Source organism: Pseudomonas sp. ADPe, from assembly GCF_014843515.1.
GTDB classification, from domain to species: domain Bacteria; phylum Pseudomonadota; class Gammaproteobacteria; order Pseudomonadales; family Pseudomonadaceae; genus Pseudomonas; species Pseudomonas citronellolis.
In genome coordinates this window covers 3,656,564-3,679,288 of sequence record NZ_CP062122.1, presented here as the reverse complement: position 1 = coordinate 3,679,288, position 22,725 = coordinate 3,656,564, and the positions used below count along the sequence as shown (strand labels likewise).

Here is a 22,725-nt window from a genome sequence, read left to right as displayed (position 1 = left end):
CTCAGCGCTTCGGCGCCCGGGCCGGCTGCTTCATCTGCGCCAGCAGGGCGGCGCACTGGTTGTCCTCGCTCTTGCTCGGCGCGATCAGCGCCAGCAGCCCGGCCGCCGGCCCCGCCGCCACGCCCAGGGCGACCATGCCGGCGCCGCGGGCGATCAGCGGGCCGGCGTGGACCCCGGCCTTCGGGTTCTTGAAGGTGCCCTGCACGTACAGCGGCGAGCGCAGCGAGAACAGCCGAACGCCCTTGCTGTGAGGGATGATGTCCAGGTCCAGCTGCTCGGTGGCGAAGTTGCTGGTGCCCTCGACGTTGATGATGGCGTTCTCGGTATCGAAGGCGAAGATCCGCGGCTGGGCCAGGCCCTTGCTGATGCCGATGTCGGCCGCCGCGCAGTTGATCTTCACGTCGTCGTCGCCGAACAGCTTGGCCACCAGGTAGTTGCCGACGTTCAGCCCGGCGATTTCCATCAGCCCCTTGCTGATCCGCCCGTCGTTGATCAGCAGCTTGAGCTCGCCGTTGGCTCCGCCGAGGATGGCCGCCACCGAGTTGCCGGTGCCGCTCAGGGCGGCGTCGCCGTTGAGTTCGCCGAAGCTGGTCTGCATGGGCGCGAAGCTGGGGAACAGCTGCTTCAGCTTGAAGCCGCGGGCCTGCAGCTGTACCCGGCTCTGCATCGGCGCCTTGCCGCCGTCCAGGCGGATCTGCGCGGTCAGGCTGCCGCCGGCCACGCCGAAGCGCAGCGGGTCCAGGCGCAGCAGGCCGTTCTCCAGGCGCAGGTGGGTCTGCAGGTCGCTGATGGGCAGCTTGTCGCTGTGGACGATGCGCTTGCCGGCGAACTCCACGTCGGCGTCCATGGCGCGCCAGCGCTCGGTGCGGAACTCCTCCACCGGCAGCACCTTGTCCGCCGGCTGGCGGGTGCTCTGGCCGCGCGCCTGCTTCTGCGCGTTGCTGTCGGCGCCGATCAGCGGGCCGAGGTCGGCCATGCGCAGCTGCTCGGAGGTCAGCTTGCCGCTGAGCCGCGGCCGCGGCTGGCCGTTGACGAAGGTCAGGCTGCCGTGCAGGTCGCTCTCGCCGACCTTGCCGTTGAAGTTCTGGTACTCGAAGCGCGCGCCGTCCGGGTCGTGCAGCTGCGCGCGCAGGCGGCCGTCGGTGGAATAGGCCGGGGTGTCCGGGAGGGTCACGCCGGTCAGCGGGTAGAGGTTGGCCATGCTGGTGCCGGCCAGCTTCAGGCGCAGGTCCAGGGCGCCCAGGTGCAGCGGGTCGGTAAGGGTGCCGACCACCGCGGCGCGGGTGTCGCCCACCTTCACCTCGGCCTGCAGCGGGAACGGCCGGCTGGCGTCCTCCAGGGCCAGCACGCCGCCCACCTTGCCCTCGCCGGCCAGCGGCAGGCCCTTGTAGGTGCCGCGCACCTTCCAGCCGAACACGTAGTCCTGGGTGGCCGCCGCCTGCTCGCCGCCCAGCGCCTTGCCGGCCAACTGGGCGAAGGGCACCGGCTTGCCGAGGCTGTCCACCAGCACTTCCAGGCGCGTCTTCAGGGTCTGGTCGTCGAAGCCCACGCGGCCCTTGTCGAAGCCGATCTCGCCGATGGCCAGGGACCAGGGCGTGGGCTCCTCGGGCTGCCCCTCTTCCTTGGGCGGCAGGGTGAAGGTCCAGTTGGCGCGGCCATCGGCCAGGCGCAGCAGGTCGGCGCTGGGCTGCGTCAGGCGCACCTGCGGGATCACCACCTGGTGCCACAGCAGCGGCAGCGGCGAAAGGCGGAACTCCACGTGCTTGAGGCTGGCGAACTCGGGCGCGCGGGTCTTGCCCTGCGCCCAGTCGGGGTTGCCCAGGGTGATGTCGCTGGCGGCGAAGTGCGGCCAGGGCACCCAGGCGCGCCAACCGCCCTCCTCCGGTTCGCGCTGCCAGAGCACCTGCAGTTCGCCGTTGATGGCGAAGGGGCGGCCGATGGCGGCGGAGACCTTGTCGTTGATCAACGGCCGCACGCGGTTCCAGTCGAAGGTGGCGATGAACGCCAGCGCCGCCACCAGCAGGGTGAGCAGGCCGGCAAGGCTGAACAGGCAGATCTTTGCGCCGCGCGTCATGCAGAACTCCTTGTCGCCGCGTCGGTTGGGTGCGCCCAGGCAGGCTCTTCTACCGGGTTGGACCGCAGGGCGCCGGCGAAATGCCGGAAAAATCGCCGGGGCGGAAAATCGAACGCTTCCCCACCGTAGCACGCCACGCCGGCCGCACGCCGGTATCCGCGCATCGATGCAAGCCGACGCCATGCCCCCAGAAACAGGCGCAACCGCTCTGGCATGCGGCTTAGCGAGCGACCGGGCCGCTTGCGGCGATAGCCCTGGCCTTTTTCGCCGGTAGATTTATCTAATCGACAGATATTAACAATCACGTCGATACGCCCCATCGAGACCATTGATAGAAGTCAATATTCATAATCAATTTATTGTTTTTAAAGGAATAAATTAAACATCATCGGCATCGATAACGACAATTGCCCGGCTTCGTTTTCAAATCGATAATCCAGATTGGATACTGGCTCCGTGTCCAGAACAACACCCCTTTCCTCCAGGAGCCACACATCATGAAACGCACTCTCACCTTCGGTTTCGCCCTTTCCCTGATCGCCGCCAACCTCGCCTTCGCCGCCCCGCAAGTGGCCGAGAACGGTTCCTCCTACAGCGTCGACCGTCTGCACCAGCAAATGCAGGCCCGCGTCGCCGAGAACGGCAGCGGCCAGACCATCGACCGTCTGCACAAGCAACTGAGCGAGCAGGTCCGCGTTTCGGAAAACGGCAGCAGCCAGACCATCGATCGCCTGCACAAGCAAATGGGTGAAGAAGCCCGCGTGGCCGAGAACGGCAGCAGCCGCACCATCGACCGCCTGCACCAGCAGATGGGTGAAGAGGCTCGCGTAGCCGAGAACGGCAGCTCCAACACCATCGACCGTCTGCACAAACAGATGGGTAGCGAGGAAGCCCGCGTCGCCGAAAACGGCAGCAGCCACACCATCGACCGTCTGCATGGCGCCATGAGCGTTGCCGAATCCGGTGGCGACACCGTCTTCAACGCCCACTTCCGTCAGGTCTGAAGCCACGCGCAGTACACCGCAAGGTGAAAGAAAAGCCCGGCATTCGCCGGGCTTTCTCATTTCCGCAGGTCAGCTCGCCTGGTCGGGCGAACCGTCGGAGCGGCCGATGCTCGGCGGCGCCTCCACCACCAGCTCTTCCGGCACCTCTTCCACCCGCGGGTCGAGGGTGGCGGCCATGGGGCTGACAGTGTCGGGCATGGCCACGTGGTGCAGCGGCGCCTCGTCGACGCGGTGGATGCCGGTGACGCGCCGCGGCTGCACCCAGAAGATCAGCACCAGCGCATAGGCCGACACCAGCATGTAGAACATGCCCGGGCCGAAGTGGCTCATCAGCGCGCCGGCGAACAGCGGGCCGATGCACGCGCCCACTCCGTAGGTGGTCAGCAGCATGGCCGAGAGCGCCACGCGCCGCGGCTGCTCGACGTGGTCGTTGGCCAGGGCCACCGCCAGCGGGTAGAGGGTGAACAGCAACATGCCGGTGACGAAGCCGTTGGCCAGCAGCGCCCAGTAGGGCAGCTGGATCAGCCCCCACATCGGCGCGGCGGCCACGCACAGCAGCAGCGCGTTGCCGCGGATCAGCCAGCTGCGGTTGACGCGGTCCGACAGCCAGCCCAGCGGCCACTGCGCGCAGAAGCCGGCGACGATGCACATGCCGACGAACAGGCTCGACTGCGAGGTGTCCAGCCCGTTGCGGTTGGCGTACACCGGCGCCAGGCCGTAGAAGGCGCCGACCATCAGGCCCGCGACGAAGATGGTGCCCAGCGACTGCGGCACGCGCTTCCAGAAGAAGCCGATCTCCAGCGGCGCCGCCACCAGCTTGGCCGGGTGCACGCGGCGCGTCAGCGCCAGCGGGATCAGGCAGGCGGAAAAGCAGATCGCCACCAGCAGCAGCGGCTTGTAGTCCAGCGCCGGGCTCGCCGCCAGCAGGCCCTGGCCGAGCACCAGGCCGAGGTCCACCGCCACCATGTAGCCGGCGAACACCTTGCCGCGCTGGTGCCCTTCGGCCTGCTCGTTGAGCCAGCTCTCGATCACCATGTACTGGTTCATCATCACCGCGCCCATCACGAAGCGCAGCGCCACCCAGACCGCCAGGGTGTCGATGAGCGCGTGCAGCAGCACGATCACCGTGGCCAGGCCCGCGCAGGCCACGTAGGAACGGATGTGGCCGAAGCCGGCGATCAGCTTGTGGCCGAACTTGCCGCCGCAGACCAGGCCGAAATAGTAGGCCGCCATCAGGCCGCCGACCCACAGGTCGCCGGCGCCCTCGGCGGTCAGGCGCAGGCCCATGTAGGTGGTGAACAGGCCGGAGCCGGCCAGCATCAGGAGGGTGGCGGTGTAGAGCGCGGGGAAGGTGACGAGCGGGCTGAACATGGGGCTACCTCGCCGGGCGACGCTGCGCACGGCGGACGAGAGGACCAGGGAGAGGAGCCGGGAAACCACGAGCGCAGCGGGGCGACCACCACCGCGCGGGAACCGGCCGCGGGCCACGCCGCAAAGCCGCGGCACGGCAGTGGCGCATTATCCACGGCGGCCGGCCGCCCCGCCATTGGCCGCGACGTTCGGCGAGCGCCGGAACCGTCCGACATAGACGCCCTCGAATGAAAAAACGCCCGGGAGATCGCCATGAACGTCAGAGACCCGCAGGAATTCCTGCTCTGGTGCACCCTGCTCAACTACGCCGTGCTGCTGCTCTGGTTCGGCGCCTTCAGCCTCGCCCACGACGGCCTGTACCGCCTGCACAAGCATTGGTTCGGCCTGGGCCGGGAAGCCTTCGACGCCCTGCACTACGGCGGCATGGCCATCTACAAGATCGGCGTGCTGCTGTTCAACCTGGTGCCGCTGCTGGCGTTGTGGATAACCGGGGGCTGAGCCGCCCCCGGAATGGCTCGCCGCGTTTCTGGCGTCAGATTTTTCTTACTTTTCCTACGGTTCCGCCATGCCCTGCCGATAACTCCTCCCTGGCGCGGTGCGCCTTGCCATGGCCTCGACAAGAACAATCTCCGAATGGCCTGCCTTCACCGAACCTTCTTTGGAGATCGTCAATGCATAGCTGGATATCCAACCTGAGCGTGAACCTCAAGTTGGCCCTCGGCTTCGGCGTGGTCCTGGCGTTTACCGCCATCCTCGCCGTGGTCAGCTGGGTCGGCCTGGGCTCGCTGATCGACCGCAGCAACTGGATGAGCGACATCACCGAGCTCAACGCCCGCCTCACCAAGCTGCGCATCACCCGCCTGCAATACATGATCGCCGACGGCGGCGAGCAGGAAGCCGGCGCCGTCATGAGCGCCCTGGGCGAATTCAAGGCCCACCAGCAGAAGCTGCGCGGCTACTTCGTCAGCCCCGAGAACGTGCGCATGCTCGACCAGCTGGGCGGCGTCATCGCCGACTACGAGAAATCCCTGGCCGCCATGCGCAGCGGCTACCAGAACGCCAACGCCACCCGCCGCGCCCTGGAAGGCGAGGCCACCCGCGCCGGCGAGCTGACCGCGCAGTTGCAGGAAGACGTGCTCAAGGCCCCGGCCGACGAAGAACGCGCCGCCCGCTACCAGGCCATCAGCCGCACCCGCGAGGACCTGCTGCAGGCCCGCTACGACGTGCGCGACTACCTGGCCACCGCCCTGTCCCGCGATGGCGACGGCGTTACCCGCCACCTCGACGAAAGCCTCGCCAGCCTGCCGGCGCTGGAAAACACCCTCGGCCCCGACCTGGCGGCCCGCGTGCAGCAACTGGGCGCGGCGCTGCGAGGCTACCGCGAGGGCGTGCAGGCGCTGCGGGCGAACATGGCCGCCATCGTCCAGGCGCGCAAGGAAATGACCACCCAGGGCCAGGACATCGTCAAGCTCAGCGAATCCCTCTACCAGTTGCAACTGGACCGCCGCGACATCGAGAGCGCCCGCGCCCGCAACCTGCAGGTGCTCTTCACCATGCTGGCCCTGGTGCTGGGCGGCCTGGCCGCGCTGGTCATCACCCGGCAGATCACCCGCCCGCTGCATGCCACCATGGAAGTGGTCGACCGCATCGCCGCCGGCGACCTGTCCCGCGACATCCAGGTCGAGCGCCGCGACGAACTCGGCCGCCTGCAACAGAGCATGCAGCGCATGAGCCACAACCTGCGCGACCTGATCGGCGGCATCCGCGATGGCGTGACGCAGATCGCCAGCGCCGCCGAGCAGCTTTCGTCGGTCACCGAGCAGACCAGCGCCGGCGCCAACAGCCAGAAGGTGGAAACCGACCAGGTGGCCACCGCGATGCACGAGATGTCCGCCACCGTGCAGGAAGTGGCGCGCAACGCCGAGCAGGCCTCCCAGGCCGCCTCCGCCGCCGACCGCGAAGCCCACGACGGCGACCGCGTGGTGAACCAGGCCGTGGAACAGATCGAGCGCCTGGCCGAGGAAGTGGAACGCTCCGCCGACGCCATGCAGCGCCTGGAACAGGAGAGCGAGAAGATCGGCAAGGTCATGGACGTGATCAAATCAGTGGCCGAACAAACCAACCTGCTGGCCCTCAACGCCGCCATCGAAGCCGCCCGCGCCGGCGAGGCCGGCCGCGGCTTCGCCGTGGTGGCCGACGAAGTCCGCGCCCTGGCCCAACGCACCCAGCAGTCCACCGAAGAGATCGAAGCCCTGGTCGCCGGCCTGCAGAGCGGCACCCGCCAGGTCTCCAGCGTCATGCTCGGCAGCCGCGAGCTGACCGCCAGCAGCGTGGCCCTGAGCCGCCAGGCCGGCGAATCCCTGGGCAGCATCACCCGCACCGTGTCGAACATCCAGGCGATGAACCAGCAGATCGCCACCGCGGCCGAGGAACAGAGCGCCGTGGCCGAGGAAATCAGCCGCAGCGTGGTGAGCGTGCGCGACGTGTCCGAACAGACCGCCGCGGCCAGCGAAGAAGTCGCCGCCTCCAGCGTGGAACTGGCGCGCCTGGGCGGGCAGCTGCAGACGCTGGTGAGCCACTTCCGCGTCTGATCGGAATCGTCTGATTGCCCCGCCAGGCCCGCCCGGCGAATGCTGAGCGGGCCCTTGCTGAGGGCGGATGGGTCATGGCAGGGACGCCGTCCCCGTCCTTACAGCCGGCAGATCAGTCGGTGCCGTACTTCGGCGAACGCGGACCGTACAACAGCGCACCCGGCCGCCCGGCGGACAGCAGGCGCTGGCTGGCGACACCGGCGATGGGGTAGCCGGCATCGTCCTGGGCGCTGCTGATGATCTGCTTGACCGCCGCGGTGATCAGCATGCCCAGCAGGCCGCCGTTGTTATTGCTGCTGCCCTCCTCGCTGGAGGCGGTGGCGCTTCCCGTCCACAGCGTGGTCCCGGTCTTCAGGTCCACCAGCTTGGCCCCGGCGGTCACCACGGTCGCGCTGCTCAGCACCATGTAGCTGGTACCGTACTGCGTCACGGTGATGTACAGGGCCGCATCCGCACCGAAGATTTCCTGCAGCTTCGCCGGGGACACCGCATGGATGTCCGCCGGGGTGGAGAGGCCGTTCTGGCGGAACGTCTCGGCCACCAGCGCCACCGGCAGCACGTAGTACCCGGCCTCGGCGAGCGGGAAAGTCACCTGCGAGAGCATGCTGTAGGTCGCCTTCACGTCCGGCGAATCGTTCAGCGGCGGCAGCACCAGGATCGAGCGCGGTCGGGCCTGCTTGTAAGCCGAGTAGTCGACGGTCTTCTGCGGCGCGCAACCGGCGAGCAGCGCCAGCGCGAACAGGGCCAGCAGGGGCTTGATCGGGTTCCACATCACTTGCTACCTCCCTGCCTTGCGTTCTTCAGCAGAAAATCCATGTAGGCCGACGACTCCGGGAACAACGCCTTCTCGGTATTGAACTGCTGGACCATCTGGTCGTCCTTGCCCAGGCTCGAATACAGCAGGCCCAGTTGCGCGTGATAGCCCGGCGGAACATGGCCGTCGGTGGCGGCGATCTTCTGCAGGTCGCGCTCCAGCGCCTCGGCCTGCGCCTCCTTCGCCTCGCTGGTAAAATAGTCGTGGACCTGGGACTGGTAGCTTTCCCACTGGTACAGCGTCTTCGGCGAGGAACACCCGGCAAGCGACGCCACGCCTGCGCACACCAGCGCCACCAGGCAGCCCCTGGCAACAAAGTTCTTACCCATGAACATCACTACTCCCTGCTTTTCTTCGGGTTATCGGGCCGGGTTCCAGGCGCCGCTGTCCACCGCGTTCACCAGTTTGTTCACCGCCTCGCGCATGGCCAGGTCCAGGACCTTGCCGTTGAGCGTGGAGTCATAGCTGGCGGTGCCGCCGAAGCCGATGATCTCGCGGTTCGACAGCTCGTACTCGCCCGCCCCCTGCGAGGAATAGACGACCTCGGAGGTGCTGATGTTGACGATGTTCAGCGCGACCTTGGCATAGGCCACCTGGGTCTTGCCGCGCCCGAGGATGCCGAACAACTGGCGGTCGCCGACCTCCTTGCGGCCGAACTCGGTGACGTCGCCGGTCACCACGTAGTCGGCGCCCTTGAGCTGCTGGGCCTGGCCCTTGATAGCGGCCTCCTGCTGGATCTCGCTCATGTTGTCACGGTCCAGCACGTTGAAGCGGTTGGTCTGCTGCAGGTGGGTGATCAGGATGGTCTTAGCCTGGCCGCCAAGGCGGTCGACGCCATCGGAGAAGATTCCCCGCATGTAGCTGGAGCGGTTATCGAACTTGCCCACCGCGATGGGCGAACGCACGCCGGAATACGGCTTGTTGACGCTCTCCACCTGCTGCACCGGCAGCGCCCTGGAGCTTTCCGTGGCACAACCGCCGACCGTCAGCAGGGCGGCGGACGCCACGCCCAACAACAAGCCCCGGGACATTTTCATCTTCACACTGCATTCCCCCTCGGAAATCCAATAAACAGGGCCGTCAGCCAATGCCGACGGCCGACCTCTCAATGGCCAGGCAATGCCATAGAGCCACCATGGCAACCGGAGTCACGATGGGCCCGGGCACCTGACGCGCACGGCGGAACCCATGCGCGCAGGCATGCGAGGAAGGAAAGTTCGAGCACGGGAAACGCAGCCGCTACAGGACGTACCGGCGTGAACGGCAGGAGGAGGCGAGACAAGGCCTGGCATCCAGCCTGTGGGAATGAACTGCATCCCGTCGATCCTTCGAAGACATCTTGTTACCTGGCCGCGCCATTAAAACACAAGCATTGCGCCACCACCCATACCACCTACGTGGAATCAGAAGTGCCTCAAGAAATCCTCTTCGCGCAGTGGACGGAACCGCGGCTCCAGCACGGCGCTCCTGGCCCTGGCGAGCACATCGGCGCGCAACAGTCCATGCAAAAAGCCCTTTCCCCAGCGTTTTTCAGATGCGTCCTAAACCCATCGCATAGCGAAGCAAGCAGTCTCCGGGCAAGTTCTGGAGAACCGCAACCTAGAGCCTTCCGCGATGAAAACGCAGTCGAACGACGCCACCCGGCGCCCCGACGTTGCCTACCTGGCAACCCGGACACGAGCCCTCTACCACCGCCTGGTCGACCTGGATTCCGCACGCCTGCCGCCAGCCACACGCCTCAAGCAACTGGAGCGTTCGCGAGCGGAAGTCTTCGACCTGGGGCACAACCTCGCCGAACTGCTCGGCGACCGACGGGGCAGCACCGAGCGACGGCGGGCGGACAAGGCGGCGCAACTCATCGCCGCCCTGCACCGCCGGCTGATCCAGGGCTACTGGGCCCTGGCCCGGGGCGAATGCACCGAGGCGCAACTCAAGGCACTGCTCTTGCAGCGCACGCTGCGCAGCGCCCAGGAAATCCACTTCAGCGCCCTGCTCAACGGCCAGGAGGCGCCGGCCGGTTTCTGGCGCCTGCTCCATCGCCTCTACGCCAAGGCCCGGCAGGCGTCGCTGCAGGACATCGACGTGAAGGACCCGGAAATCCCGGAAGCCCGCAGCCAAAGCATCAGCCGCGGCTACCTCGGCGCCCTGCTGCTGGCAAGCTCGGCCCCCTTGCAGATGCCCGGGGAAGCCCTGCAGGTGCTGATCGAATCCCTGGAAACGCTCGCCTCGACGGCCCGCCTGGGCAATGCCCGCGACACGGACCGCTGGATCATCGCCAGCGACCGCGACCAAGCGTTCCTCGACATCGACAAGGCGCCCGCCACCGAGGGCCACCTGGCGCTGCAGCTGGACGAAGCGATCAAGGTGATGCAGCACTTCAAGGGCCTCGGCGGCGCCAAAGAGGGGTTCGACCTCAAGGACCACCTGCTGCGCAGCTGGCGCGGCCAGTCGCCCGGCGCCGACTGGGAAGCCTGCCACGGCTTCGGCGCACTCCTGGAGCACCTGGGCGCCGGCAAGGACGAGGCCGCCCTGGACGCCCGCCACTTCGCCCTCCAGGCCAAGGCGCAGGACGTCTGGGCAATCCACAGCGACGGCCGGGCCGGGCTCGACGAAGAAGTGCCGCACCTGGAACCCATCGAATTCAAATCCCCCAGCGAAAGCGCCGCCGAACGGCCCCCGGTCATAGCGCTGAGCCAGGTCACGCCCCTTTCCAACGGCGTATCCGCGCTCTGGAGCAACAGCGAACCCCCACCGCCCAAGGCCGGCGACCTGCTCGGCATCCGCCCCGGCTCCGAAGCGCCCTGGCAACTGGCGCGCGTCGACAGGGCAACCCCGACAGGCAACGGCCAAGCCCAACTGACCCTCGCCTGGCTCTCGAAACATCCCCGCGCCTGCCGCATCACCCTGCGCAGCAAACTGCAGGAAAGCGCCCCGCGCAACGCCCTGCTGCTGGACGACGCCGGCACGACACGCATCCTCTGCCCCACGCTGCCGCTGGCCAGCGGCAAGAAGCTGCTGGTGGAAGAAGCTGAAAGCCGTTACATCGCCCTGCTCGGCGAGGCGCTGGACGACGGAGCGGAACCGGCCTGCTTCAGGTTGCAGCGCCTGGACATCGAGGTGGAGGCAGAGCCGGCTGGCAGCCCGGGATAAATCCGCCGCCTTGTCGCCAAGGCCCGTCCTACAGGGAATTTCGGAAATTATCCGTCTTCCGCCGCTCCAGCGACCTGCCTATCCTGCCCCGGCCACGGTCAGTCCCGTGGCCGGGTTTGACAGTCCGACGAATAGGCGCGATGCGCCAGAAGGTGCAGGCGAAAACGGCGAACGTTTTCGCAGGCTCCCGCACACCTGCAGTTTTCTGCTGCAATCCTCCATGGCGGATCGTGCGGGGGAGACCTTCGGGTCTGCCGGTTCCTATTCCCGGTCTGTCACCTCCGCACGGTCCGCCTCCATTCGACTGACAGCAGATGGCGGCGGCTCCTCAATGGAATAGGAGTCCGACAATGCACGACGCATACACCCCAACCACCTTCATTCGCCACGGCCGCCCCCTGCGCGGCGTGATGATCGACAACCAACCCTGGTTCGCCGCCCAGGACCTCGCCCGACTCCTCGGCTTCGGCTACCCCCAGCGCTTCCACCACCGCTTCCGCCCCCACGAAACCCGCCGCATCCACGTCCGCTACGCCACCGACAGCGAAGAACCGCTCGACATGATCAACGAAGCCGGCCTCTACAAGGCCCTGATCCGCTTCGGCCACCCGGAAAGCCAGCACCTGGACCAATGGCTGAGCCGCGAAGTCATCCCCACCCTGCGCGACCAACACACCCCCGACCACCACACCCCCCGCCGCGTACTGATGAGCTGGCAGGCACGCCGGGTGATGTTGCTGGATTGGCAAGGGGAACTGTGGGTGCCGCTGGAGGAGATGCCGAGGTTGATGCTGGATCGGTGAGGGGCAGGTGCGGCTATTTACTGGTTCAGGAAAAAAGAGACAGGCTTATTTTGTGAGGATAGGAAAATAAGTCTGTTTCCTTTTCGCTCCCTTTCAGCTCCGCTAACTCTTCGGCAATGAAGCTGGCGCTGGAAACCTAGCACAATAGACGTCTCCGACATCAACCCCAGGAAAGAACCAGCGCTGCCAATTCTCGATAACCCATCTTTTTTTAAGGCACCTTCCTTCGGTACTTTCAACTGGGAAAATTGCCAAATACATACCCGCCTTCCGCCCTGAGACAATCAGCCCTCCCATTCCCCTATTCCGGTCCAGCGGGTCAAATACAATAATATCCACATATTCCTCATACAACCCACCCGATGGAGATCTAATTACAACACCCCTTGCTATTAGATCATCAAAATCAGAGAGCCTTTTCCACTCATCCATCATCTAGACCTCAAATAGTAAGCACCAAAAGCAGAAAAGGGGATTTATTTCTCACACCCTAATCCTGTCCAGCCAGCCAGCTTTAGAGTAGGAAAAATAAATCTGTCCCCTTTTCGTCCCTATGAGGTTGATGTCCTTTTATGGCTTAGGATTCCACGGCGAACGCATTTGAGATAGCCCCGCCTGTAAATCTCCCGTTTCATAAAGCTCCTTGAAAATAGCTTTTGCTACTGAGATGTCCGTGCAAACCGTTCGGGCATCCCAATCATCATCACCAAACCTGACCACGCCTCTAAAAGTGGAGTCAGAAAGTTCCCACCACTCAAGATACTCTTCCTTAGGATTAGACGCGCGAGTTAGGACTTCAAGTCTAAATTTACCTGGCAAGGATTTCATCGATAGCTGACTAACGAAAGATGTCTTAGGGGCGATAACTGCCAGCCGAACGAACCCACCAAATTCAAACGATCCCTTTATACCCTTTTCAATACTTTCCCAAACAGGCTTTTCCACTACATTAGACAGCAGTGGCATTGATTTGTCTCGATAGCTCAATTCCAAATGAATCGAGATATCTTCATATTCAATCATAACTCCCACCCATTAGTTCCGCGTATCCAAGTAAAAATTCTGCCAGTTGCAGAGTCGGGGCTATTCACTATGAGTCAGGAGCTAATCTTAGTTGGTCAGGTGAAAGTGCTAGCTGTGCAATTGTACGCCCCTGTTCATCACAAAATTCCACCTCATATCCTTCAACAGGCTGGCTATATACATCAATTACTGCACCTATCATTCCAGCACGCAGTCCTTCATCCGAAAGATCCTCACTCAAAACAACAACATCAAATAATTTGTACTTCACTGAATACGATCCTTACTTGACATAGAGAGTCGTCATTCTTGGAATCGAGGAGCCTGGATCATAAATCCAGCCGGTTCGAACAATTGCCGTCTTCCCATTAGGGCCAGTTATGGGCATATCGATGGTTATGCGTTGGCCAAATTTATCAGCGACACCTAGCTTAGCTGGATACAGCGCAGCTCCTTCTTGCACCTTCGTGATTAGTTCAGAAGCGTTCTTTTGACTATAGCCTAAAGCTGACTCAAAAACTTTAGCCTTGTTGCCACCGACCGGATGCTCTGTATTCAGCGCATATGACGTAATTTTATTAGGATCAATAACTGCTTTCTGCGTTAACGAGTTGCCCAGAGATCCGAGTTTGAATTACAGCCTCTGCGTGAGTGTAGTTATTCCAGTTTCCTGTTGTCCCAGCTAACGGAGTACGCAAAGCAGTAGCCTCACCAACCCCTTTTGCACCACTCCCCCCCGTCAAAATACTCTCTATAGCATCAGCCGACAGCTTCTGCCCAGTCTGCTGCTCCACCTCCTGGGCAATACGGACCTTGGTCGCCTGCTCAAGGGTGAGTTTTGTACCCGCCGCGCCCACCAGCCCGGCAGGCAGAGCTTCGCCGATCCCCATCTCGGCTACCGCAATGCTGGTTTCGTTAACACACAGAATGGGGTTGAGCTTGCAAGCCTCCACTGCTGCTCTCGCAACAGCGAGTATCGCCGGAGTACTGGCCGCTCCCGCAATGGCTACCGGCAAAAGTGCAAAGGTGGCGGCCACTTCAAGGCCGCCATTGGCCAATTGTTTGTTCTCGTAGTCCTGGCGGCACTGTTGACGTGCGGCTCCGCCACACCCCCCGCTCTGCACGTAAGCCTCGAATACACGGTCGAGGTATAGCCTGCCGCCGAACTCATTGTTCTCGACGGCGTTCTGTCCTCCTTTCGCACCGGCGACGGCACCCTCGGCTCCGCCTTCCAGCACCCCGCCCACCATGCCGCCCGCCAGCGAGGCCAGCGCCACCACTGTCTGCTTCTGTGCCTCGGTGAGGTCTTCGGAACCCTTGCCGTACAGTTGCTTGGCGATGGTTGATGCCAAACCCTCAGCAGTGGCCGCACCTGCCGCGCCCGCGACGGCGGAGTTACCTTGGGCCTGAGCGACCAGCGCCCCCAGCACAGCATGGGCCATCAATTGCGCTTCGGTGTTTCCATCGGTGTAACGCTTAATGAGATTCGCAAGGTAGGGCGCCGAAGCTCCCGCCAGGGCTGCCCCCATATCTCCACCGGCAAGCCCTTGCAGCGCGGCGGTTATGGCCTGAGCAGCACGCTGCAAGTCGCTGCCAGTGCCATAACGAGCCATCTCAGATTGGTAGATGGCGCTGTTCTCTATCTCTTCGCGCGTAGGATTCGGAGTACCGTTTTTGACTAGTTCCTCCCGCGCCTTGCTCTCGGCATTGATCTCCCCCTGCGTCCGAACGATATCCATCGCCTGAGTGCCGATCTCGGCGATCAGTTGCACCTGCTTCAGCCGGTTCTGTTCCTTCTCCTTGTCGAAGATCGGGCTGATGCTGCCGTTGGCGTGCTCGACGTCGCGGCTCAGGCTGGCCACGTCCTGCTGCTGGTTGGCCGGGTCGCGGATTTCGAGGGTGCCGTTGGAGATGGCCGAGCCGGTGGTGCCGCTGGCGCTGTCGCCGTGGTTGTAGGCCACCAGCATGCCGCTGGGCATGTTGCTGATGAATTTGCCGCTGCCATCGCTGCCACTGCTGATGCTGACGCTCTGTTGCTGGCTCTTGTAGTCGGCCTTGTTGTCGAGGCTGCTCCAGCCCAGGGTGCCGGTGCTCAGGCGGTTCTTGTCGGCTTCGGCGGTGCTGGCAATGACGCTGCCGTCCAGTTGCGTGTGGTTGCCCACGTCGATCTGGAAGCCGCCCTTGCCGGCGTAGAGGCCGGTCTGCTCCTGCACGCTCTTGTAGTTGGAGTCGATCTTGCTCTGGCTCGCGCTGAAGCCGGTGCTGATGATGGCGGGCCGGGCAATCAAGATTGCGCAGAAGTTGCGACAGAGATGTCTTACACTCTCTCGTTGATATGGCTCCAACTGAAACGAAAGACACCAGTCTTACGATCTAAATCAGCGGTGAAATTTTTAAAGAGCTAACAGAGAGAAGTTTCAACAGTCAATCCTGCGGCACTATTATAGAAAAACCCAAGAAATGAGGGGGCTTTTATTTTCGCCACGTCAACACCGACCACCATACAATTTTAGAATAGAAAAAATCCACAATCTCTCTCACACTATAGCAACACCCACTCCCTATCAATCAGAAGGCACTAATTATTACCGACCATTATGCTTTCCATAGCATAAGAGATACCAAATCCCTGAAGCCATCACCCCACCCACCCAAGCACTAACTTTTACCGAATAAAAAAAAGCTGAATTCGTATAATTAAAAACCACCCCGCCATCGTATTTCGCCGTATGTATAAAATATAAAACCGAAACCACTAAGAACATTGCAGAAAACGAAATCGCAAAAAGCACAAACCAGAGCAAAGCGCGCTTCAAACTACTTCTCCTTACTTAAATCATTCATAGCCGCACTATTTGAAATCTCCGAGGCCGCACTGCCACCAATGCCACCAGCAACACCTGGAATTGGGCTCATCGGAGTTTCTTTATAAAGGTAAGATCCAGGGAACGCTGGAATCTCAGAATACTTAAGAGAGCTAACGCTATTACCAGACAATCCAAAAATCTTGTTTACATAATTTTTTTCCAACTGACCCGCTATGCCAGCTCCAACCCCGTACCCGACGATTGAGCCAAGCATGGCTCCCATCATAGCATCTGTAGAGTTCTGACCACTAAGCTGGCTAGATATGTACGCACCACCAATATTAGTTTGCAACGTAGGAGTCAATGTTTGACCAGCAGACATACCGCCAGTGACTCCTGATGTCATGAATCCAAGCCAATCGAATTTATCCCCCGTGTTCCCCGTTGCAAACTGTACTCCCCCATTCGCGGCCATGCCCAACCCAGCACCCGTTGCGATGGATGTTCCTGAGGCGCTTGTCAGGTTCGCTAAACCGCCAAACATAAGCATGAAATTCTCAGGCTCTGAGGCAAACACCAATGCCTTGTACAAAGTATCAGTATTTTTATTTATATACTGCAAATCAAGACTATTTTCATACTGCACGAACAATCTAACATTATCATTTTCAATCCCTCCAAAGGAAACCGGCCTAGAAGGGTCAGCCGAGTTCAGACCTGCAAGAACAACATCCCTACTGTTCCCATAGCAAACCCACGGCTTCTCTAAACAAGTAGCTTTCAGAAGCTCTCTATTCTCTTCATTCAATGCAACATATTTCTTAATTACTTTCGTACAATCTCCCTCCTTTGTGCATTGCTGCATCTCATGATCGAATGCCTTGGTTTGATCTCCGCTCAGGAAATTATTATCCACAGCAGTCTTACCTGCTCCCGCTGCGGCCACCGCACCGGCTGTATCACCACTGGCTAAACCTCCAGCCATACCCGCGGCTAAACTGGAAAGGGCCGAAACAATCTGGCGTTCGTTTTCCGTCAGATCTTCAGGCTTCTTACCTGGGTAAAGGTTCGCTGCGATCAACTCCCCAGTGGCAGCCCCAATCCCTCCAGCAACACTGGAGTTGCCTTGTACCCCGGCAACCACGGCACCGAGTAATGCCTGAGCCATGATGCGAGCCGTGTCATTGTCGCCAGTCTGCTGCTTGATGAGATGGGCTATGTAAGGCGCAGAGGCACCTGCTATAGCACCACCGATATCGCCACCGGCTAGGTACTGCAGCGCCGCCGTCACGGCCTGCGCAGCTTTCTGATAATCGCTGCCGGTGCCATATTCACGCATGACATTCTGGTACGCGGCGGTCGCTTCGAGTTCCTTCTGCGTGGGATTGTCCTTACCTTGGGCTTTCAGCTCCTTGCGGCCTTCTGCCGACGCCTTGATCTCCCCCTGCGTCCGAACGATATCCATCGCCTGGGTGCCGATCTCAGCGATCAGTTACACCTGCTTCAGCCGGTTCTGTTCCTTCTCCTTGTCGAAGATCGGGCTGATGCTGCCGTTGGCATGCTCGACGTCGCGGCTCAGGCTGGCCACGTCCTGCTGCTGGTTAGCCGGGTCGCGGATTTCGAGGGTGCCGTTGGAGATGGCCGAGCCGGTGGTGCCGCTGGCGCTGTCGCCGTGGTTGTAGGCCACCAGCATGCCGCTGGGCATGTTGCTGATGAATTTGCCGCTGCCATCGCTGCCACTGCTGATGCTGACGCTCTGTTGCTGGCTCTTGTAGTCGGCCTTGTTGTCGAGGCTGCTCCAGCCCAGGGTGCCGGTGCTCAGGCGGTTCTTGTCGGCTTCGGCGGTGCTGGCAATGACGCTGCCGTCCAGTTGCGTGTGGTTGCCCACGTCGATCTGGAAGCCGCCCTTGCCGGCGTAGAGGCCGGTCTGCTCCTGCACGCTCTTGTAGTTGGAGTCGATCTTGCTCTGGCTGGCACTGACGCTGGCGCTGCCGCCGGTGCCGATGATGGCGACGCTCGCCCCGGCGGAGACGTTCTTCTGCTTGGCGTCGTAGTAGTCGCTGTCCTGCAGGCTCTGCAGGGTCAGGTCGCGGCCGACGTTGGCGATGATCTGCTCGCCGTTGACCTGGGCGCCCTTGAGCGTGGTGTCGCGGCCGCTGACCAGCTTGACCTGGCTGCCGGCGTCCAGGGTGGTTTCCGTCCAGGTGGTGCCGGTGCCGATTTCCTTGCCCGAGCCCTGGTTGGCATTGGCGAAGATGCTCAGGCCTACCCCTTTGTCCGCCGAATACCCCACGCTCACGCCGACCGCGCCGCCGCTGCTCTTGTTCTTGCCATCGAGCTTCTGGGTGTTGGCGGCGGCTTCGAGCAGGATGTCGCGGTTGGCGGCCAGCAGCATGTCGTTGCCGGCCTTGAGCTGGCTGCCCTGGATGCGGATGTCGCCGTCCTGGCCCACGGCGCCGCTGACCGGCACGACGCGGTCGTAGCCATACACGAGGAAACGGGTACGAACGGTTCCGTCGGCCAGGTTGGAAGTGCAGATCATTCCGCTAGAGAAAAGCGGGACGTGTGGGCTTTAGGTCTTGACGTCAGGCCGGCTAATGGGTATCCCCTTTTCGTCAAGCGGCGGAGGTTCAGGCGGTAGAATTACAGCAGTAGAAACAAATAGCCCCGGCAGTGCCGGGGCTATTTTCATATTCGTAACTAATACAAACCTAAGACTTTAAGATCAGCTCTTAGCTCTGCTGCCTCTTCAGAAGGCAAACTCTCAAAGACAGAGGAAATATCAATCTCCGCAAGCAATCCAGAGATAGCATTAAGATGATATCTCTCAACCTCCTCCGAAGACCTACCTGCCGAGAGAACAAGTGCTAAAACCTCCAGCATTAACTTCTCAATTGGCATATCAAAGGAATTCTCAAGCTCCATATAGGCATAGCCTACTTCGCTTTCCCCTTCAATCCATGGGCTTTTATCACTAAGCTTCCCCCGGCAATAGCTGTAATAACTGCCTAGAAACCAAGCCCGGATTTCACCATAAGTCACGCGCTCTTCCATCACGGTGTCTTCCTCGGCGGGCGGAGCATGACTCCTTGGTTATCGAGAATGTTCACTGTGTATTTGGATACTTTGCTTTTAACTGTTCAGCTACGTTCAGACAGCTTGCGCAAGCAGCTTTCTCCGTAAGTATATTTACAGCTCCTCGTGCTGCGGTATTACTTAAGTAAGTGCCATTCAAATCTGCCCCCTTTTCGCGCCCTTTTGGGATATTACTCATCCTCCCCCTTACCCCTGGCCTTAAAGTAATTTATCAAAACCAAAACACATACTGCGCCAGTTGCAACCGCTCCCCCCCTCACCACATCAAACAGGGAAGACGCGAGAACATCCAGAACATCTATTACCTCCCCTCTTAACACTCTAACCAAGACAATACTAACTACAAATGCAAAAAACATCGCAGCACAGAAAATAAAAAAAGTACGGACAATAAACCAAACCCAAAACACTACTTTACTTCCTATCATTACTTAGCCCTCCAGAAGCTTCATCGCTCACCATCTCAGAAATCACCCCTCCCGTCACATTCCCTAGGATTTCATTAGTTCCTGAACCTAGTTCCTTAGGTAAATATCCCCCTGCATATTTCCCGAATACACTGCCAACCCCGGAACCTGCTCCAGCACCAATCACCGCAGGAATAAAAAAAAGGGACAGATTTATTTATCACACCCTAATCCTGTCCAGTCAGCCAGCTTTAGAGTAGGAAAAATAAATCTGTCCCCTTTTCGTTAACAGATAAATTACCATTTTTATTCCAAACCTTTACTACTCACCTATTGACCATCAACATAGGGAGCAGATGCTAAGATTTCCCGCACCTCATTGGACGCCTTTTCTTTCCACTCCTCACTAATTTCACCAAGAATTGAAATGTATTTCGAAAAATACAACCTACGAAAATCAACGCCTTCAGCCCTGTTAGCCAGCTCGTAGTCAGAGGCCAATCTAAGAGCCACTCCACTGATTATCCAATACAATAAATCATCCACGAAATCAGTATGCCTCCTATATATTTCACAACCTCTTTCAGAACATACATAATCAAATCCATTATCATGAATTTCAACATGAGGACTTCCATCCTCCGGAGAGCTCCCTCTTACCAATAGAAGAGCTCTTGGCGCTCCAATCTTCTTGCCAAGCTCATAAACGGCAGCCCGTATCTCTTCCATAAAGCAACACATGCTTTATATCCCCCTAAACACCCGTCCCCCATCAACCGGCCAAATTATATCGCTCAAAATATTGGATAAACTTTATAAAAAATAGGAAAAATTTATTTTTGCCACTCTCTTTTTCCCGATAGACCAGCTTTAGAATAGAAAAATAAATCCGTCCCCCTTTCTGGCTCCAGAAAGGTTTAAAAATTACCATGGATTATTTTCCCCATAAAACAAGTCTGAACACCCACCCGCACGTCGCTGCCAAGTTTTCAAGTCTTTCACAACCCCTTTGTTATCATACAATATTTCCAGTCGACAAGTAGAAAGCTCACTAGCCTCCTTATCGGCCTTCGCCTTAAGCATGCACTTCGTCTCGGGCTCGACAATTCGCCCTTGATATCTTTTTACAAAGCAATTTCCTTCACTATTCCAGAATGCCAAATTCTGCTCATCGTCAAATCTAAAAACCCCTGATGGATCACCCCACTTTAGAGCTGCATCATTAATACTCTTGCCTTTCCACAATGCACTAGCTGCAACGCCAGGGATTGTGGGAGCATTGTAAGAACTACATCCACTAACCAAAATAGCCGCGACAGCCAAAGGCAAAAACCTAGACACATAACCTCCGACAGCAATTCAAGAAGATCTAACAAAAATAGGATAAACCTATCCTCATTAATCTAATCCTGCCCGTTAGATTAGATTTAGAGTAGAAAAAATAAATCCATCCACTTTTCGGTCCTTTGGTGATTACAGCTAAGTTAAACAAAAAGCCCCGGCAGCGCCGGGGCTTTTTTATTCATAGACTTTCGCAGCACAAAGTATCTTGGCAAAAGTTTTCCAACTCGGGCTAAGAGCCTCCACATCTCCAGTATTTTTGGAATAGGCATCAATCATCCTAATCCAAGACTCCATTGCATCCAAAAATCTATCCAGGGTCTGGTTCTCCCACTCATCTGGATTATTCGTCAGTTCCTCTCGCAGACCAGAAATAAAGTCTGCAAAGTCTTCCTTTGTGCTTATAGAATCAATTTCTTTACTTGTGAAGGTCACTGACAAGATCCTCTAACGCAGATAACTCCCCCACCATTCGGAGTGGTCATTTTCCAAGCCTCCTTCGCCACCTCCGCCTGAGTAGCAGGAACTATTTTTACTGGGACATCAGCCTGAGAAGCAGCTAGCAAACGACGATTATCCAAGCTGTAAATTACGCCATCTTTCTCAAAAGCTGAAAAAAGGGGACAAATTTATTTATCACACCCTAATCCTGTCCAGTCAGCCAGCTTTAGAGTAGGAAAAATAAATCCCCTTTCGGCCCTACCGTTAAACTACGACTGCCAGAATGTCAGACAAACCCCATATTCATCGAGAAGATCGTCAGCAATTTCAAACTGAAAGACCTTCTCTGGGAAGGCGTCTGACAATGCGCGCCCCCAATATTTAGCGATCTGCTCAGCAAATAAATTACAAAGACGATAGTCTTCTTCCGACAAGCCCACTTTAAATATGGTTCGACCCGGCACATCTTCCCACTTTGAAAAGAACTGACTTATTGAAAAAATATTTCTGTATCGTTCAACGTCTCTACGCGATGCACTTTGTTCCAGCACTCCAGATTCGGTCTCGACCAGCCCCTTTAAATGAAATTTTTTCGGGTCGTATTGCTGAGCATTAGGCAGCCAGAAAATGTGACCATTGACCTCAATAAAATCAGGAGAGAGCAACCCTATAACAGAAATTGCTTGTTCTAATGAAACCAAGCTCCCTACATATGAAAAAAATTCCCCGGAGCCAATATCCGAAACAAACAGGCTCAACGACTCCTTAGAAATATCACCCTTATAAACTTTCATCACTTCAACCCCAAGATATCAAGAACCGACTGAGGAACACTTCCTTCAAAAGCCTTTGTGTCACTCCCCTTCTTAGGGAAATATGTTCCATTCGGAGCTTGGTTCCATTCGATCACCTTAATCCGAGAGCTAGACACATCATATAGTGCACGCCCCTCTGGACCGTATACAACAACATGCCCATTTCCAAGGTTCGCATAAGAATCGGGAGTTTGTCCTTGCAATGGATACTGAACACCACCACGCGTTCCCGTGACCGTCACATTCGTCTCCCTGAGCCCCTTGGTATAATCTAAATCAATAGTGTTACCAACAGAATCCGCAATAAACCTGGGTGTATGGGGAGCGTTAGCAGTTGCTTTTGCGCCCCCCCCCTCCGTCAAAATACTCGCTACCGCATCAGCCGAAAGCTTCTGCCCAGTCTGTTGCTCGACCTCCAGTGCCGCACGAATCTTTGAGGCCTGCTCGTAAGTGAGCTTTGCCCCAGCAACCCGTAGTATTCCTGTAGGCAATGCATCGCTAAGTCCCAACTCAACGAGCAGGTTGGTAGTTTGCGTTACACACAAAGGCGGATTCGCCGCACAAGCACTAGCACCGGCTCTTGCTGCGGCCACCATTGCAGGCGTCAACGCCGCGCCCGCGATGGCAAAGGGGAGCAATGCGAATGCAGCTGCGGTCTCTAGCCCACCGTTAGCTAGTTGGGTGTTCTCAAATTGCGTGCGGCACTGCTGGCGCGAACCGCCATGGCATCCGCCGCCTTGTACATAGGCTTCGAATACATGGTCGACATAGAGCCGACCACCAAACTCGTTGTTCTCGACGGCGTTCTGCCCACCTTTCGCTCCCGCGACAGCGCCGCCGGCGCTGCCATCAAGCACACCGCCGGCCAAGCCACCCGCCAGCGAAGAAAGTGCAACGACGGCCTGTTTCTCCGACTCACTGAGGTCATCGGTGTTCTTGCCATACAACTGCTGGGCGATGACCGAGGCCATCGCTTCGCCCGTAGCAG

At 59.2% G+C, this 22,725-nt stretch carries 23 protein-coding genes and 1 pseudogene; 6 read left to right on the top strand and 18 right to left on the bottom strand.

Translation table 11 applies throughout. From position 1 onward, the window contains the following. Position 1: 1 nt before the first annotated feature. The gene (locus IG194_RS16550) at positions 2-2,074 is read right to left on the bottom strand and encodes an AsmA family protein (RefSeq protein ID WP_058488247.1); all 2,073 of its coding nucleotides are present in this window, start codon (positions 2,072-2,074) and stop codon (positions 2-4) included. A 497-nt stretch (positions 2,075-2,571) separates the two neighbouring features. Here IG194_RS16550 and IG194_RS16545 point away from each other — a divergent pair, with 497 nt between their 5' ends. Continuing rightward, positions 2,572-3,078, top strand: a complete 507-nt coding sequence (locus tag IG194_RS16545) for a hypothetical protein (RefSeq protein WP_058071143.1) — start codon at positions 2,572-2,574, stop codon at positions 3,076-3,078. A gap of 69 nt (positions 3,079-3,147) precedes the next feature. Here the strand turns inward: IG194_RS16545 and IG194_RS16540 are convergent, their stop codons facing one another. Then, a complete protein-coding gene (locus IG194_RS16540; protein WP_009613359.1) occupies positions 3,148-4,449 on the bottom strand; it encodes an MFS transporter in 1,302 nt (433 codons plus the stop codon). A 252-nt stretch (positions 4,450-4,701) separates the two neighbouring features. Between IG194_RS16540 and IG194_RS16535 the strand changes: the two genes are divergently transcribed. The 3 genes and pseudogenes from IG194_RS16535 (at position 4,702) to IG194_RS33335 (ending at position 7,040) form a co-directional block, all read left to right on the top strand. After that, positions 4,702-4,947, top strand: coding sequence for a DUF6868 family protein (locus tag IG194_RS16535; RefSeq protein WP_009613362.1), 246 nt, complete (start codon positions 4,702-4,704; stop codon positions 4,945-4,947). Positions 4,948-5,120: 173 nt separating this feature from the next. Continuing rightward, positions 5,121-6,185: pseudogene (locus tag IG194_RS33340) on the top strand (methyl-accepting chemotaxis protein); the annotation flags it as partial. Beyond that, positions 6,168-7,040, top strand: coding sequence for a methyl-accepting chemotaxis protein (locus IG194_RS33335; RefSeq protein WP_412536083.1), 873 nt, complete (start codon positions 6,168-6,170; stop codon positions 7,038-7,040). The pseudogene IG194_RS33340 and the gene IG194_RS33335, both read left to right, overlap by 18 nt. 112 nt (positions 7,041-7,152) lie before the next feature. On the opposite strand, the gene IG194_RS16525 is transcribed toward IG194_RS33335, so the two are convergent. The 3 genes from IG194_RS16525 to IG194_RS16515 are packed head-to-tail and all read right to left on the bottom strand — an operon-like array spanning position 7,153 to position 8,891. Next, positions 7,153-7,812 carry a DUF799 domain-containing protein gene (locus IG194_RS16525; protein WP_058488245.1) on the bottom strand — a complete coding sequence of 220 codons (660 nt, stop codon included), beginning with the start codon at positions 7,810-7,812 and terminating at the stop codon, positions 7,153-7,155. Continuing rightward, the gene (locus tag IG194_RS16520) at positions 7,812-8,183 is read right to left on the bottom strand and encodes a DUF4810 domain-containing protein (RefSeq protein WP_024128116.1); all 372 of its coding nucleotides are present in this window, start codon (positions 8,181-8,183) and stop codon (positions 7,812-7,814) included. The genes IG194_RS16525 and IG194_RS16520 overlap by 1 nt, the downstream gene beginning before the upstream one ends. A gap of 30 nt (positions 8,184-8,213) precedes the next feature. Next, positions 8,214-8,891: a CsgG/HfaB family protein gene (locus IG194_RS16515; RefSeq protein ID WP_009613369.1), complete on the bottom strand. Its 678-nt coding sequence runs from the start codon at positions 8,889-8,891 to the stop codon at positions 8,214-8,216. Between the two features lie 577 nt (positions 8,892-9,468). On the opposite strand from IG194_RS16515, the gene IG194_RS16510 reads away from it, so the two are divergent. Next, positions 9,469-11,004: a hypothetical protein gene (locus IG194_RS16510; RefSeq protein ID WP_058488244.1), complete on the top strand. Its 1,536-nt coding sequence runs from the start codon at positions 9,469-9,471 to the stop codon at positions 11,002-11,004. Positions 11,005-11,354: 350 nt separating this feature from the next. Next, entirely contained in the window at positions 11,355-11,807 is a 453-nt protein-coding gene (locus IG194_RS16505; protein ID WP_058071148.1) for a Bro-N domain-containing protein, read from the top strand. A gap of 102 nt (positions 11,808-11,909) precedes the next feature. Here IG194_RS16505 and imm45 read toward each other — a convergent pair whose 3' ends face one another. From imm45 to IG194_RS32790, 13 genes are all read right to left on the bottom strand, one after another. Beyond that, entirely contained in the window at positions 11,910-12,239 is a 330-nt protein-coding gene (gene imm45 / locus IG194_RS33330; protein ID WP_225617230.1) for an Imm45 family immunity protein, read from the bottom strand. 138 nt (positions 12,240-12,377) lie between these two features. After that, entirely contained in the window at positions 12,378-12,830 is a 453-nt protein-coding gene (locus tag IG194_RS16495) for a DUF6911 family protein (RefSeq protein ID WP_141679709.1), read from the bottom strand. Positions 12,831-12,897: 67 nt separating this feature from the next. After that, a complete protein-coding gene (locus IG194_RS16490; RefSeq protein WP_082996216.1) occupies positions 12,898-13,101 on the bottom strand; it encodes a DUF4926 domain-containing protein in 204 nt (67 codons plus the stop codon). A gap of 12 nt (positions 13,102-13,113) precedes the next feature. Further along, on the bottom strand, positions 13,114-13,389 hold the full coding sequence (locus IG194_RS33325; protein WP_412536081.1) for a DUF6883 domain-containing protein: 276 nt from the start codon (positions 13,387-13,389) through the stop codon (positions 13,114-13,116). A gap of 25 nt (positions 13,390-13,414) precedes the next feature. Then, positions 13,415-15,118 (bottom strand): VENN motif pre-toxin domain-containing protein, encoded by a 1,704-nt coding sequence (locus IG194_RS16485; RefSeq protein ID WP_058488243.1) that lies wholly within the window; start codon positions 15,116-15,118, stop codon positions 13,415-13,417. Between the two features lie 529 nt (positions 15,119-15,647). Continuing rightward, entirely contained in the window at positions 15,648-17,102 is a 1,455-nt protein-coding gene (locus IG194_RS32800) for a VENN motif pre-toxin domain-containing protein (RefSeq protein WP_225617125.1), read from the bottom strand. 27 nt (positions 17,103-17,129) lie between these two features. Beyond that, the gene (locus IG194_RS32795; protein ID WP_225617124.1) at positions 17,130-18,179 is read right to left on the bottom strand and encodes a hemagglutinin repeat-containing protein; all 1,050 of its coding nucleotides are present in this window, start codon (positions 18,177-18,179) and stop codon (positions 17,130-17,132) included. Positions 18,180-18,337: 158 nt separating this feature from the next. After that, positions 18,338-18,691: an Imm2 family immunity protein gene (imm2, locus tag IG194_RS16475; protein ID WP_082996267.1), complete on the bottom strand. Its 354-nt coding sequence runs from the start codon at positions 18,689-18,691 to the stop codon at positions 18,338-18,340. 52 nt (positions 18,692-18,743) lie between these two features. Continuing rightward, a complete protein-coding gene (locus IG194_RS33320) occupies positions 18,744-18,911 on the bottom strand; it encodes a deaminase domain-containing protein (RefSeq protein WP_141679757.1) in 168 nt (55 codons plus the stop codon). Positions 18,912-19,470: 559 nt separating this feature from the next. Continuing rightward, positions 19,471-19,869, bottom strand: a complete 399-nt coding sequence (locus IG194_RS16465; RefSeq protein WP_141679756.1) for an Imm63 family immunity protein — start codon at positions 19,867-19,869, stop codon at positions 19,471-19,473. A 789-nt stretch (positions 19,870-20,658) separates the two neighbouring features. Further along, entirely contained in the window at positions 20,659-20,916 is a 258-nt protein-coding gene (locus tag IG194_RS16460; protein WP_082033849.1) for a hypothetical protein, read from the bottom strand. Positions 20,917-21,191: 275 nt separating this feature from the next. Further along, positions 21,192-21,716, bottom strand: a complete 525-nt coding sequence (locus tag IG194_RS16455; RefSeq protein ID WP_082033847.1) for a hypothetical protein — start codon at positions 21,714-21,716, stop codon at positions 21,192-21,194. Beyond that, a complete protein-coding gene (locus IG194_RS32790; RefSeq protein ID WP_225617229.1) occupies positions 21,716-22,708 on the bottom strand; it encodes a VENN motif pre-toxin domain-containing protein in 993 nt (330 codons plus the stop codon). Before IG194_RS32790 ends, IG194_RS16455 begins: the two co-directional genes overlap by 1 nt. Positions 22,709-22,725 lie beyond the last annotated feature (17 nt).